At 73.7% G+C, this 13,582-nt stretch carries 9 protein-coding genes, 1 tRNA gene and 1 pseudogene; 8 read left to right on the top strand and 3 right to left on the bottom strand.

All coding sequences use genetic code 11. From position 1 onward, the window contains the following. The coding region (locus tag ABZS42_RS15020; RefSeq protein WP_355145443.1) for a hypothetical protein at nucleotides 1–196 on the top strand (196 nt) is incomplete at its 5' end. Between the two features lie 4 nt (nucleotides 197–200). Here ABZS42_RS15020 and ABZS42_RS15015 read toward each other — a convergent pair. Then, nucleotides 201–284: transfer RNA gene (locus ABZS42_RS15015), tRNA-Leu, on the bottom strand. Between the two features lie 238 nt (nucleotides 285–522). Here ABZS42_RS15015 and ABZS42_RS15010 point away from each other — a divergent pair. The 6 genes and pseudogenes from ABZS42_RS15010 to ABZS42_RS14985 form a co-directional block, all read left to right on the top strand. Then, nucleotides 523–921 (top strand): annotated as a pseudogene (locus ABZS42_RS15010) (tetratricopeptide repeat protein); the annotation flags it as partial. 2,539 nt (nucleotides 922–3,460) lie between these two features. Beyond that, the gene (locus tag ABZS42_RS15005; protein ID WP_355145458.1) at nucleotides 3,461–6,070 is read left to right on the top strand and encodes a fibronectin type III domain-containing protein; all 2,610 of its coding nucleotides are present in this window, start codon (nucleotides 3,461–3,463) and stop codon (nucleotides 6,068–6,070) included. Between the two features lie 28 nt (nucleotides 6,071–6,098). Beyond that, nucleotides 6,099–7,094, top strand: a complete 996-nt coding sequence (locus ABZS42_RS15000) for a MoxR family ATPase (RefSeq protein ID WP_355145441.1) — start codon at nucleotides 6,099–6,101, stop codon at nucleotides 7,092–7,094. Nucleotides 7,095–7,108: 14 nt separating this feature from the next. Next, on the top strand, nucleotides 7,109–8,359 hold the full coding sequence (locus ABZS42_RS14995; RefSeq protein WP_355145457.1) for a DUF58 domain-containing protein: 1,251 nt from the start codon (nucleotides 7,109–7,111) through the stop codon (nucleotides 8,357–8,359). 86 nt (nucleotides 8,360–8,445) lie between these two features. Continuing rightward, on the top strand, nucleotides 8,446–10,935 hold the full coding sequence (locus tag ABZS42_RS14990) for a transglutaminaseTgpA domain-containing protein (protein WP_355145456.1): 2,490 nt from the start codon (nucleotides 8,446–8,448) through the stop codon (nucleotides 10,933–10,935). A 206-nt stretch (nucleotides 10,936–11,141) separates the two neighbouring features. Then, nucleotides 11,142–11,603, top strand: coding sequence for a hypothetical protein (locus tag ABZS42_RS14985; RefSeq protein ID WP_355145439.1), 462 nt, complete (start codon nucleotides 11,142–11,144; stop codon nucleotides 11,601–11,603). 92 nt (nucleotides 11,604–11,695) lie between these two features. On the opposite strand, the gene ABZS42_RS14980 is transcribed toward ABZS42_RS14985, so the two are convergent. Then, on the bottom strand, nucleotides 11,696–12,166 hold the full coding sequence (locus ABZS42_RS14980) for an SMI1/KNR4 family protein (RefSeq protein ID WP_355145437.1): 471 nt from the start codon (nucleotides 12,164–12,166) through the stop codon (nucleotides 11,696–11,698). Between the two features lie 40 nt (nucleotides 12,167–12,206). Between ABZS42_RS14980 and ABZS42_RS14975 the strand changes: the two genes are divergently transcribed. Continuing rightward, complete coding sequence (locus ABZS42_RS14975; protein WP_355145435.1) at nucleotides 12,207–12,719, top strand: pentapeptide repeat-containing protein; 513 nt, start codon at nucleotides 12,207–12,209, stop codon at nucleotides 12,717–12,719. Nucleotides 12,720–12,773: 54 nt separating this feature from the next. Here ABZS42_RS14975 and ABZS42_RS14970 read toward each other — a convergent pair whose 3' ends face one another. Then, the gene (locus tag ABZS42_RS14970) at nucleotides 12,774–13,565 is read right to left on the bottom strand and encodes an SDR family oxidoreductase (RefSeq protein ID WP_355145434.1); all 792 of its coding nucleotides are present in this window, start codon (nucleotides 13,563–13,565) and stop codon (nucleotides 12,774–12,776) included. Nucleotides 13,566–13,582 lie beyond the last annotated feature (17 nt).

Raw genomic sequence — 13,582 nt, 5'->3', positions numbered from 1 at the left:
CGGCGAACGCCGCCACATGACCACCGACGAGATCCACCACATCGTCGAAGCCCTCGGAAACATCGCCGCAGTCCTCCGCGACGCGGATCCCGCAGACAAGACACTGATCTACCGCGAGCTGGGACTCAAGCTGATCTACAGACCAACGGGCCCGGATCGTGTCCGCTCAGGCAACCCCAAGTGGATCATGTACTGAATTGTGTCCGAGGGGGGACTTGAACCCCCACGCCCTATACGGGCACTAGCACCTCAAGCTAGCGCGTCTGCCATTCCGCCACCCGGACTTACTCATCCAGCCTACCGTGTTGGCCTGGGTGATTTCGTCACCCGATGGCCGCCCCGGCGGGCCGCACGGGGAGTTACTGTACACGGCCGACGTGGATCATGCACATCGCGCTCCCCCGCACCGCAAGACACGTCGTTAGCCCAGGTCACGGTGCGGCCGTCAGCTGCTCGCTCAGGTCCGGGTAGCGTCCGAAGGCGTTCTACCGGCAGCATGACCATGTGTCCCATCCCTCCCCTCTGGCCGCCGTTCAGCACCAGGCGCTCTCTCTGCGTGCCGCGGGCGACTTGACCGCTGCTCGTCGGGTGCTGACTGAGGCAGTTGAGTCGGCCCGTCCGCCGTACGGGAAAGACCACCCGGACGTGCTCAACACCGCGCACCTGCTGGCCCGGCTGCACCGAGAGGCCGACGACCCGCTCGCCGCGCGTCGGGTACTCGAGGAGGCGTACACCGCGGGTGAGCGCCGCTGGCACCCGAACGACCCACTGATGCTGGCCCTCATCTACGACCTGGCCGGTGTCTCGGAGGAGCTCGGCAATCGGCACGAGGCTCGCCGCAACTACAGCCGGATCGCCGCCGCCGGCCCGGCGGTGCTCGGCGCGGACCATCCAGCGGTACGCACGGCGCGCCAGTACCTCGCGCAGCACGCCGGCGCCGCCCCGCCTGTCGCCCATCCGGCTGCCCCACCACCGCCGGACCCGGCCCAGGCCGGCGCGATGGCGGCCCTGACCGGCCCGACGGTGGCGTTCAAGGCGCTGCCGCCGATCCAACGCACCGGTCCGTCGGCGCCCGGTAACCAGCCGCCGGCGGGGCGGACACCGCCGGTCTCGCAACAGGCGCCCGGTGCCGCGGTGCCGTGGGCGCGGCAGCCCGTCGCCCCGGTCCCGCCTGCGGCTGCACCGGTTCCACCGGCCACGCAGAGCGCCGCCGCAGTACCGTCCCCGCTCCCGCCGCAGCCCGGCACGCCGGTCCCGCCCCCGCCGGCCACGCCAGGTGCCACGGCGGTACCGTCCCCACCCGCGTCGCCCTGGGCGCCGCAGCCCGGCGCTGCCGTCCCGCCGTCCGCTCCTCAGCGGCCCGGTCCGGCCGAGCCGCCGACTCCGCCCGCCACGCCGTGGGCCCCATCCGCGCCCCTGGCCCCCGCCGGACACTTCCCGTCACCGACCGCCCCTGTGTCGCCGGTGACGCCCCCGGTCCCGGCACCACCGGCGACCCCGGTCGCACCTCCCCAACCCCCGGTCCCGGCACCACCGGCGAGCCCGGTCGTACCTCCCCCGCCGCCGGTCGCGGCGCCGACGCAGCCCACCTCGCCGCCCGGGCACGTCGTGCCGCCACCACCGGTCACCCGGGCAGTGCCCCCGCCTCCGGCGCCCACCACCGATCCGGCACGGCCAACCGTGCCCCCCGTCGCTGCGCCGCAGGTGCCCGGCACCGTGCCGCCACCGCGCTCCGACGCACCGCTGCCTCCACCCCCGGCAGCCCCGGCGGTGCCGCCACGCCCGGCCGGGCCTCCGCCGCCCGCAGTGCCGGTACCTCCGGCCGTGCCGCCGCGCCCCGGCGCCTCTGCGGCGCAGCCCGTAACCGGGCCGGTGCCGCATCCGGTGCCGCCCGACCGACCGGAGACCGGTGCGGAGTCCGGCCCGGCCCGGCCCGAGCCTCGGCGGCCGACTCCCGACGCGCCCGGCGGGCCGGCCGCGGGCGGCCAGACCCCGTCGCACCCGGCCAGCGCCGGCTCGCCGGGGTGGGACAAGCCGACGATCCGAGTGCAGCAGATCGAGCCGCTGCTCGCCGACGAGATCGCTCGGGCCAGGGCAGACCGGCGTAGTCGGGTCCAGGAGCCGGGGCCGGAACCGCCCCGGCCGGACGAGGCTGGGCCGGTTCACCAACCGGCAGCCCCGCCCACGGTCGGCGGAACGCCCGGCCAGTCAGTTCCGACCTCGGCTCCGGCTGCCCCCTCGCGGCCGGTGAGCGCCCCGCCTCACCAGGCGGGTCCGGGGCCCGTGCCGCCGCCGGTCAGCGCACCACCCCACCAGCCCGGACCGGGATCTACCCCGTTCGACGAGCACGGGCTCTGGCCGGGCCACACGCAGCCGGCCGCGGTGCCACCGGTCGTCGGGTCGCCGGTCACGTCGCCGGCGACCGGCGAGCCGGCGGACGGCACGCCCACCAGGTACGCGCCAGCGGCCGGCGGGACGGCCGGTGACTCGCAGCCGGCCAGCGATCCGCAGGTGCCGGTGTGGGGTGAGAACGCGCCGCAGTGGGGCGCCACCGCCGAGCTGCAGGTGCTGCCGACCACTCAGGCAGGCGAGGCCGCCTCGCCGGCACCGGTGGATCCGCCCGCGGCGCCCGCACCGGCGCCTCAGGCCGACCTGGCGCCGCACCCGTCGACCGTACCGGTGATCTTCTCGGCGAGGCAGGCGAAGACTGCGGCACTGCCGCGGTCGACGCCTCGGGTTCCTGTCGCGGAGGTGGCCGTTGACTCGACTGCCCCGGGCACCCTCGCGGGCGAGCCGCCGTACCTGCCGCTCGGCCCGACCGACCCGATGTTCGAGGAGCCGGGAAAGCGTGGCCGTAGCCGGGGGGCGACGACGGTGGCGGTGACCGCGGCCGTGGTGGTGGCCGCAGCGGCGGCGGCGACGGGTGTGGGCGCGATGGTGCTGAACGGCGAGGGTGGGTCGACGGCGAGCGCGCCGTCGACCGCGGAGTCGACGGTGGCCGGACCGCCCCCGGGCGACGTACGGCTGCTCGACGGAAAGAGCACGATCACGTTGACGTGGGCGGACCCGTCCGGTGGGAAGGTGCCGTTCACGATTGTCGGTGGTCGCGCGGGGCAGCCGATGCGGGCGATGGCCACGGTGGACCCGGGTCAGACCAGCTACACGGTGAACGGGTTGAATCCTGGGCTGGACTACTGCTTCACCGTGCTCGCGGCCTGGCCGACGGGGGCTTTCGCCACGTCCGCTCAGGTGTGCACGGGCCGTGCGGGCGGTGCTGCGACGACGTGACCTGAGAGGTCTTCCGTACACGCTCGGTGTCCACAGGCGGACTCTGCGGGTTCCCCCGGCTGTGACCTGGACCATATGATGGCACCGGTTCAGGGCCGGGGGCATCGACAGGGTGCGCCACCTGGCACGACGACACGGAAGGCAGCCGGTAGTGGCCACCATCGACGACGCGGTGCACGCCGGGTCCGGCGCCTCCCGACGCCGGCGGAGGCCGCGGGGTGGGCTGGTCACCATCGCGACGGTGGTTGCGCTGCTCGCGGCGATGGGGCTCACCGTGCACGGGCTCGGCGCCGCCGACAACGCGGTCGCCAACTACGACGCGAGCGCCTGGCTGTGGAGTGCGGCGCGCAGCGAGTTGGCCCGGGTCAACGGGGTCACCGCGCGCGTCGACACGCGCACCGAGGTGCCGGGCATCCGGCAGCATCCGATGGAGGTCACCCAGACCGATCGGATGCTCATCCTGCGCGACCGGAGTACGGGGCAGGTCAGCTCGCTGGACCTGGCCACGTTGCAGATGACCGCGACCACGCGGACCACGCCCGGGCTCGGGGTCAACGTCGCGTTGCACGAGGACGCGGCCTTCGTGATCGACGCCGTGCAGGGAGTCGTGCGGCAGTTGGATCCGCGTTCGCTGATGCCCGTCGGCGAGCCGGTCCGGTATCTGCCGGGCATCACCGGTGGCTCGTTCGACGGTGCGGGTCGACTCTGGATCGGGGTGCCGAGTGAGGGCACCGTCTCGGCGGTCACCGCCGCCGACCTGCCGGACAATGCCGCGTCGGCGTCTCCCGGGGCCGGGCTCAGCCCCGAACGGGTCGAGACGTACCGCGTGGCCGATCCCGCGCACGAGCTGGTGATCTCCACCCTGGACGACGGGGTCGCGGTGCTCGACCGCACCGTGGGTGCCCTGGTCACGGTACGCGGAGACACGGTCCGGCCGACGAAGCTCACGATGACGTCGCCGGGCGCGCTGCCGACACGTACCAGCGGGTCGAGGGTGCCCGTGACGGTGCCCGGGGAGCGGCGGGTGCACGTGGTGGCCGAGGGTGGCGGTGAGGTGGGCGCGTTCACCGTGCCGGGCAGCGGCGACCAGCTCAGCCCGGCGGTGGCCTGGGCGGACCGGTTCTACTGTGCCGACGAGGCGACCGGCACGATCTACACGTTCGACACCCAGGGCAGGCTCGTCGACACCATCCGCGGTAAGGCGAACGGTCCGCTGGAGCTGGAGGTGCGGGAGAACCACCTCTTCATCAACGCGCCCGACTCGGCGACCGCCCGGGTGGTGGACGACAAGCACCAGGTCCGCGAGGTCGACAAGTACGCCAACGACGTGCTCGGGGGTGACCCGCCGCCGGCTCCCCCGCCGCCACCTCCGCCGAAGAAGCCGAAGGTCGGCAAGCCGGGCGCGCCGCGCAGCGTGACCGCCGCCGCAGGCAACGCGCAGGCTCGGGTGAGTTGGCGGCCGGCACCGGCCAACGGCGCCGCGATCATCCGGTACGTGGTGGAGGGTGCCGGGCAGCGGCACGAGGTGGGCGCCAACCAGCGGTCCGTGGAGATCAAGGGTTTGACCAACGGCGAGACCTACCGGTTCTCGGTGCACGCGGTCAACGCCAAGGGTGCGGGCCCGTCACGGAGCAGCAACCGGGTCACGCCGACGGCCGCCGTACCCGACCCGCCGGCCAGGGTCACCGCGCAGGAACGGCCGGACGGCACCGTCGTGGTGCGGTGGCCGGCCGCGAACGGGCAGGGCCACCGGATCGCCCGGTACGCGGTGACCGCGTCGTCGGCGGGCGCGAACGCCCCGGTCGGCGAAGCCACCAAGACCGAGCTGGTGGTGCCCGCGGGTGAACTGGAGTACGGCACGCAGTACGCGTTCACGGTGGTCTCGGTGAATGACCGGGGTGTGGCGTCGGCAAGCTCCCCGGTGAGCAACACGGTCGTGCCGTACGCGGCGCCGGGGCGTCCGGCGGAACTGCGGGCCGGCACGGTGCCGGACCGGCCGGGCACGGTCTCACTGCAGTGGGCGCCGGCCGCGCCGAACGGCCGGCCGGTGACGGGATACCTGGTCGACGTGGGCGGGCGGACCAGCGAGGTGAGCGACACCCGGGCCACGGTGGACGGGCTGGGCAACGGGCGCAACGTCACCGTGCGGGTGAAGGCGGTCAACGAGGCCGGGGCCGGCCCGGAGGCGACCGCGACCGCCCGTACGGTCGCCGAGCCGCGGGTCACGGTGACCGGCTCGTCGGCGACCGCCACCTCGGCCACGGTGTCGTTCACCGTGGACGCCGGTGGCGGCAAGTCGACCTGCGCGTTGAGCGCGCCGGGTGAGCCGACGAGGTCCGGCAGCTGCACCGGCATCACGATGACCGGTCTGGCCCCGGGCACGAAGTACACGTTCACGGTGACCGCGAGCAACGCCGCCGGCCGCGGCACGGCCACCCGCGCCGAGACCACGAACGACCTGCACGGCATCGCCACCTGCAACAACGGCGACTCCGGCGAGGAGGCCACGTACTGCGACAAGGATGTGGACGGCCGCAACGGCAACGAGATCTTCGCGGTGACCCGGCAGGACAACGACCGGCAGGTCGGCTGGGCGAAGCCGGGCACCCGGCTGAAGGCGTACTGCAAGAAGCGGGGCGAAGAGGTGTACGCCTACATCTACAACAAGGACAAACGCAGCACCTGGTGGGTGCAGGTCGCGTACGAGGGGAAGAACTACATTCCCTGGGCCTGGCTGAACCTGGAGGGCGGCGACAACATCAACGTCCTGCCCACCTGCTGACCCGCCCCAGGCAAGGAGCGCCACGCACGTGAACACCCAAGATCCGCTCACCCAGCCGGAGGTGCAGGGCTTCGCCGCGCTGGCCGCCCGGCTGGCCGAGAACGTCAACGCGGTTGTCCTGGGCAAACCGCAGGTGGTCCGGCTCGCGCTCACCGCGCTCTTCGCCCAGGGGCACGTACTGCTGGAGGACGTCCCCGGCGTCGGTAAGACCACGCTGGCGCGGGCGATCGCGGCTACCGTGCAGGGCAAGTGGCGGCGGATCCAGTTCACGCCGGACCTGCTTCCCTCGGACGTCTCCGGGGTGACCATCTTCAACCAGGCCAGCCGGGACTTCGAGTTCCACCCGGGGCCGGTGTTCGCCAACATCGTCATCGCTGACGAGATCAACCGCGCCTCGCCGAAGACCCAGTCGGCGCTGCTGGAGGTCATGGAGGAGCGCACGGTCACCGTGGACGGTGTCCGGCATCAGGTGCCGCAGCCGTTCCTGGTGGTGGCCACGCAGAACCCGGTGGAGATGGACGGCACCTACCGACTGCCGGAAGCCCAGCTCGACCGGTTCCTGGTGAAGCTCTCCGTCGGCTACCCGGACGAGGCGGTCGAGGTGGAGGTGCTGCGCGGGTCCACCGTCCGCTCCCCGGAGGCGCTCACCGCCGTCACCGACACGGCCACCGTCGGGGAGATGATCCAGATGGCCCGCCGGGTGCACATCGCCGAGCCGCTCTACGCGTACGCGGTGCGGCTCGCCGCGGCCACGCGGACCCATCCGCAGGTACGCGTCGGCGTCAGCCCGCGGGGCGTCATCGCGTTGACCCGCGCCGCGTGCGCGTACGCGCTCACCGACGGCCGGGGCTGGATCATGCCGGAGGATCTGAAGACGCTGGCCGAGCCGGTCTTCGCGCACCGGCTGCTACTGACCCCGGAAGCGCAGGTGCGTGGGGTCACCGCCGCCGAGGTGTTGCGGCAGGCGATCGCCTCCGTGCCGGTCCCACTGCCCTCCGGCCAGCCGGCCCCGGTGCAGGGGTGACCGGCCGCACCGGCATCGGGGTCACCGCTCGGGGGATCGGGCTGCTCGTCGCGGCTGTCGTACTGCTCGGTGTCGGCGTCCGGTTCGCGTACCCCGAGTTGACGTTGCTCGGCGCGGCGGCCGGCGTCGCGGTCGGCTACGCCGCGTTGGTCGCGGCCTGGCGGCCCCGGCTGACCGTCATCCGCACCGCCTCCCCCGACCGGGTGGGGCGTGGCGAGCCCGCCACAATGGATCTGACCGTCCGCAACACGGGACGGCTGCGGGCGGTGAACCTTCTCGCCGAGGACCGGTGCGACAACCAGTGGGTGCCCGTCCCGCTGCTTCGGCTCCGACCGGGCCGGGACACCGCCGTCCGGTACGACGTGCCCACCGTACGCCGGGGTGTGGTCCGGGTGGGCCCGCTGCGGGTGACCCGCCGGGACCCGCTGGGGCTGGTCACGTCGGCCCGCCCGTACGGCGGCGCCGTACCGATCTGGGTGCACCCGCGGATCCACCCGCTCAACGCGGTACCGACCGGCGCGGGGCGCAGCCTCGACGGCCGCACCGACGCCGTACCGCACGGGTCGATCACGTTCGACTCGCTCCGGGAGTACGTGATCGGCGACGAGTTGCGCCGGGTGCACTGGCGCACCAGCGCCCGGGTGGGCGAGCTGATGGTGCGGGAGAACGTGGACACCAGCCTGCCCCGCATCGTGGTGCTGCTGGACAACCGCGCCGCCGCGCACCCGTACGGCGGCGGGCCGTCCGAGTCGTTCGAAGCCTGCTGCGAGGCGGCGGCGTCGATCGTCACCGCGGCGCACCGGGCCGACCTGCCGATGATCCTGCTGCTCGTGGCCGAGGACAGCGTCCCGGCGGCGACGGGCGGCGGCACGACGGCAGGCGCCGAACGCGGATGGGCCGGCCTACGCGCCCGCCGCCGCCCGGCCGAACACGCCGACGCCGCCCCGCACGGCGGCGACTCCCCGGCCGGCCCACTGGACCGGCTCGCCGCTGCCGAACTCGTCGCCGGTGACAGCGCCCTGCAGGCGACCGCGACCCGCCTGCGACGCGACCGGCTCGGCGACACGCTGGTCTTCCTCACCGGGCCGGACGGCCGGAGCGACCTCGGACACGTCGGGGCGCTGCGTGGCACGTACCCCTCGGTGGTGGTCGGGGTCGTCGGCACGGCCGACCCGACGCCGCCGGGAGCGGCCGGCCTGGTGGTGATCGACGCCGCCGACGGGGCCGCATTCGCCGCCGAGTGGGACCGGGTCAGGCGATGGTGACCACCCGCGACGGACGGACACCGGCCGAGGTGGACCCGGACGGACGGGCCGCCCGGCCGAGCCGCCGACCGGGCAGGTGGCATCGGATGGCGGCCGCGCTGCGGGCGGTGCCCGTGCCACTCGCGCTGATCGCCATGACCGCGCTGGCGGGCGTGGTGCTCGGAAGGGTGTACGCGGGACCACTGCTACCGCGCCTGCTCGCCGGTGCCGCGTTCGGTTCGGTGCTGGTCAGCGTGGCCGCCCGGCGGCTGCCGTCCTGGCTGGTCGCGCCGCTGTCGGTGCTCGCGATGGCGGGCTGGACCGCCTGGTCGATGCGGCAGGCCGCTGTGCTCGCCGGTCTGCCGGGCAGCCTGGCCGACGTGACCGCGGACGCCGCGCGTAACGGCATCCCCCGGCTGCTCACCGCGATGATCCCGATCGAACCCACGCCGGACACGGTGCTCGTACCGCTGGTGGCAACCTGGCTGGCAGGGCTGACCGGTGCCGAGGTGGCGCTGCGGGGCGGCCGGGTGCTCGCCGGTTATCTGCCCCCGGTGCTGCTCTACGCGGGCGCGCTCTACGTGGTCGGGCCGAACGCCGCGCCGGCGATCTGGCCCACCGTCGTCTTCGTGGCGGTCGCCGCCGTCGGCCTGGTCGTGTCCGCCCGACCCGGCCCGGACGCCGGTGCCGTGGACGCCGGGCCGGCGACCACCCTGCGGGCTGCCGTGCGGCTCCGTCTCGCGGCCGGCGCGGCGTTCGGGACGGTGGTGGTGGTCGGCCTGGTCGCCGCGATCGGTCCGACGGTCGTCGCGCAGGTCGACGGCCGGCCCGTGGACCCCCGCCGGTACGTGGAGCCACCGCAGGTGGAGACGCTGGACGAGAGTCCGCTGGTCCGGATCTCCGGTTGGGCGCTGCACCCGGAGCAGGAGCTGCTGCGGGTACGTACCGAGCGGCCGGACGGCGCTCCGGCCGCCGGTGCGGCCGCGCCGCCCGACATCGATCGATCCGCGAGACCGGCGGACGACCTGCCGCGCGGCGACGGCGTCCGGATCCGGCTGGCCGTGCTGAGCGACTACGACGGGGTCACCTGGCGGGTCGGTGCGACGTACCGCAACGCGGGGCGGATCCTGCCAACAGCCACCCCGGCGCCCGGCAGCACCATGGAGACCGTCCGGCAGGAGATCACCATCGGTGAGCTGAGCGGTCGGCTGCTGCCGGCGGTCGCCACACCCCGGGAGGTCAGCGGCGCGCGGGTGGCGTACGACCCGTCGACGGGCACCCTGATCCGGCCGGAGGGGCTGACCCCGGGGCTGCGGTACACGGTCACCTCGGACCGGGAGCGCCCGGACGAGAACCTGCTCGCCATCGCAAACGTACCGGCCGGCGACTCGGTGGCCCGGGTGCTGCGGGTGGCCGACGGGGTGCCCGAGCCGTTGCGCCGCCTCTCCGCCCAGCTCGCCGAGGAGAACGGCGCCCCGTACGCGCGGGCCACGGCGGTCGAGCAGTTCCTTGCCGAGCACTACCGGCTGGTGGCGGACGCGCCGAGCGGGCACGCGTACCCGAACCTGGCCTTCTTCCTCTTCGGCCCCCGCAATGCCGGCGGGCAGCGCGGCACGTCGGAGCAGTTCGCGGCCGCGTTCGCGGTGCTCGGCCGGCTCAGCGGGTTGCCGACCCGGGTGGTGGTGGGCTTCGAGTCGACCGGGGACGGGCCGGTGCGGGCCGGCGCCGCGTACGCCTGGCCGGAGGTGCTCTTCGACGGGCTCGGCTGGGTGCCGTTCGACCCGCTGCCCCGCCCGGACGAGGAGCCCCGGCCGGTGGAGGAGGACTTCCGTCCCGTACCGGACGATCCACCACCGTCCGAGGCGCCGGAGCCGACCGTGGAGCCCACCGCCTCACCGGAGCCGGTGGCCGCAGCGGACGGGCCGGCCGACGGAAATGGCCTGCCGACGCCGGTGTTGGTCGGTGGCGGTGCAGGCGGTCTGCTGCTGCTGGTCGGGGCCGTCCTGCTCACCTTGCTCGCGATGCGCCGGGCACTGACCCGGGGCCGCCTCGAACGGGGTGACCCCGGCGAGCGCATCGCCGGCGCCTGGCGGGAGGTCACCGACGCGCTGTGGCTGGCCGGCCAGCCGGTCGGGCCCGACCTGGCCGCCACCGAGGTGGCGCTGCGCGCCCGCCACGCCGTCACCGGCTCCGGGCCGCCGGGCGACACGGCCTGGCCGCCGGGCGACACGGCCGGCTCGCCCGGGGACGGGGCGGCGGAGCAGGCCGGCGCGCAGGCTCCCGCATCAGCCGGCGCGGCGCGGTACGGCAGCGCCGAATCGACCGGCACGTCGCGGGCGGACCTGGCGGCGGTGCGCAGGTCGCAGCACGGCGCGCTGCTGGAGGACACGGCCCGCACCCGAGCGGCCGACGAGGTGGAGGAGTTGGCCGGCCTGCTGAACCAGGTCGCCTTCGCGCCCGGCACCGCCACACCCGAGCAGGCCGCCCGGGCCGCCGCGGTCGCCACCGCCTACGTGGCCGCCCTGCGGGCGACCCGCTCCCGTTGGCATCGGTTGCTCTGGTCCGTCCACCCCGGACCGCTTCGCCGGCCCCGCTGACCACGCGTCCGTGCAGTGGGTGAAGGAGGATCTCCTGCCGGACGGCCATCTCCCTGCGCCTCTCAAAGATTGCGCCAAGTGCTGTGCCAAGCCGTTGGGCGGTAAGGCGTGCTCACCGCCGTAGCGTCCCATCAGATCGAGCGGCAGACGCGAACCGATCATCCCGCAGGGTAGGCGGACTGATCGGGGCCTGCCATCCTGTCCGGGTGAAGCCCAACCTGGAGAGGATCCCGGGGAAGCAGGACCGGCTCGCGGAGGCGATCCTCAGACGCGCGCCGCAGCGCGTGGATCAGGGGTTCGTCAGCTCCCTTGATCCCTCTGCTTCGCCCGCTCTCGGACGTTACGGCGTCCGACTCGCCACACTGGCGCTGAGGCAGGGCTCCATCGACCTACTCCACCGTTCGCTGCTGGCGACCGGGCTCGCCGAGTGTCTGGAAGCCGGAGACGGCCGGAACCTCATGGTGGGCCTGGCATTGCCGTGGTTCGTGGCACAAGAGATCGGGACGTCTCCGGCCACGGTGTTCGCCACGGTCGGCAACCGTCTCCCGCATGGTCCGATCGCCGAGCTCTTCAAGGCCTTCGGTGCCCGTACCGACATCACGTTGGAGGCCTTCGGCTGGGAGTTGGTCACCACCGCCAGCGGCTCGGATTTCTGCCCGCTGTACTAATGCCAACGGCACTCGGGGTCGACAGGGCCATCGCGCGAACCTCGGGAGCGTCCCCATGTGATGTGCGCCGACGGCTGGAACCGAGCGGCCGCTCAGCGGAAGTGTCGCTCGCCGGCCAGGACGGTGTCCAGCCATCGCTCGTACCAGGAGAGGAAGTCTGGATCCTCGGTGAAGCGCGGTCCCTGCTTGCCCGGGCAGGTCTCGACGACCCGTCCGCGGGCAGGACCGGTGAGGACGAGAAGTGACAGATCCCCACAGCCCTGATGGCTGAGCGCCAACGTTCCGCGGTCCGGCTCGTCGTCCTCGCCCGGCGCCGCCTCAGCAAGCCAGTCGTCGTACACCCGGTCGGGTTCGGCCGGAAACGGTCTGGCCAACATGGTGACGTCCGGGTCGCCCAGCAGCGCCCACTCCCAGTCGTCGATCGAAAACAGACCGTAGAACGCCCCGGCGCCACCGAACCGACCAGGTCCCCCGTGCCCGACAGTGGTTATGAAGCCGCGATAGTCGGCCGGCAGCCTGACCCCATGACGCCGCTCGAAGACGACGACCGCATCTTCCGACAACGCCGGCCCGATCCGAAATCGGCGGGATTCAGCACCGAACATGACCGGCTCGCCGGGCGACGACGCCGCGGCCGTCAACTTCGACGCCACCCGCGCCAGCCGCGCTGACAAGTCGTCGCGCCTCTCCCCCATGCCGCTAGTCAACCAACATTGCGCGCCGAGCGTCGAACGCGCAGAAAGCCGGTGGCTCGGCAACGAACGAGCGGACTACGGTTCGCGGATGAGCATCCTGCCTGGCGCGACTCGGCAGTCGTTCGTGGACCGCGATCTTCGGCATCGCAACCTGGATCGGCACTCCTTCAAGTTGTGTGACTTCCGCGGCGCCGACCTTCGCGGTGCCTCCCTGCGAGGCGCTCACTTCGCCGGCTGCGACCTGAGAGACGCCGATCTGCGTGACACGGATCTGTCCTACGCGAAGTTCAGCTACGTTCTGACGCACGACCCGGAATACGGGCGCACGGACGTCACCGGGGTCCGCTGGGACGGTGCCAACCTCCGAGGTGTCACCGCCGACCGGGTCATCGGGTGGCCGTTCCCGACCACTGCTGCTTGACGGTCCGATCAAGGTGCGAACGGCCCTCCTGCCGCTGAGGGCATCGCGGACGGGTCAGGCCGTGAGGCGGCGGACGAGCTTGCGTAGGCCGGCCTGCCAGCCGTCCGGGTCCTCGGCGCGGCGGCGGGCGTACGCGGCGACCTCGGGGTGCGGGAGGATCAGGAAACGCTCCTCGGCCAGCCCGGCAACGGCGGCGTCGGCGACCTGGTCGGGGGTGAGCACCGCGCCGGAGGCGGCCACGACCCGCGCGCCCAGGTGACCGGCGGCCAGCCCGTCGGCGAGCATCGGGGTGTCCACTCCCTGCGGGCAGAGCGCGCTCACCCGGATCCCCCGGTCCCGGTAGGTGACCGACAGCCACTCGGCGAAACCCAGCGCCGCGTGCTTCGTCGCGGTGTACGGGGCGTCGCCGACCGCGGTCAGAACGCCCGCCGCCGAGCAGGTGTGCAGCAGGTGACCGCCGCCCTGGGCGAGCATTCCCGGCAGCACCGCCCGGGCCGAGTAGACGTGCGCGAGCACGTTCACCCGCCAGGCCCGGTCCCACCCGGCATCGTCGATCTCGATCCCGCCACCGGTGGTGATGCCCGCGTTCGCGCAGAACAGGTCGATCCGGCCGTACCGCTGCTCGGTGTCGGCGACCAGTGCGCGTATCTGCTCCTCGTCGGTGACGTCGACGGCCACGGGGTGCGCGGTCGGGCCGATGCTGTCGGCGACCGCGCGAACGGCTTCGGAGTTCACGTCGGCCAGGACGACGGCGGCTGCTCCTTCGGCGGTGAACCGGCGGGCCAGCGCGGCGCCGATGCCACCTGCCGCGCCGGTGATCATCACGATCCGGTCGGTCAGGTTCATCTAGCTCTCCTCTCCCG

It is taken from the genome of Micromonospora sp. NPDC005367, from assembly GCF_040606825.1.
Lineage (GTDB): Bacteria > Actinomycetota > Actinomycetes > Mycobacteriales > Micromonosporaceae > Micromonospora.
This window is presented reverse-complemented; position numbering and strand designations above follow the sequence as displayed.

Excerpts from the sequence above, each read along its gene's own strand:
- ABZS42_RS14990 (WP_355145456.1), top strand. The coding sequence starts at position 8,446 with ATGGCGGCCGCGCTGCGGGCGGTGCCCGTGCCACTCGCGCTGATCGCC.
- ABZS42_RS14975 (WP_355145435.1), top strand. The coding sequence starts at position 12,207 with ATGACCGGCTCGCCGGGCGACGACGCCGCGGCCGTCAACTTCGACGCC.
- ABZS42_RS14970 (WP_355145434.1), bottom strand. The coding sequence starts at position 13,565 with ATGAACCTGACCGACCGGATCGTGATGATCACCGGCGCGGCAGGTGGC.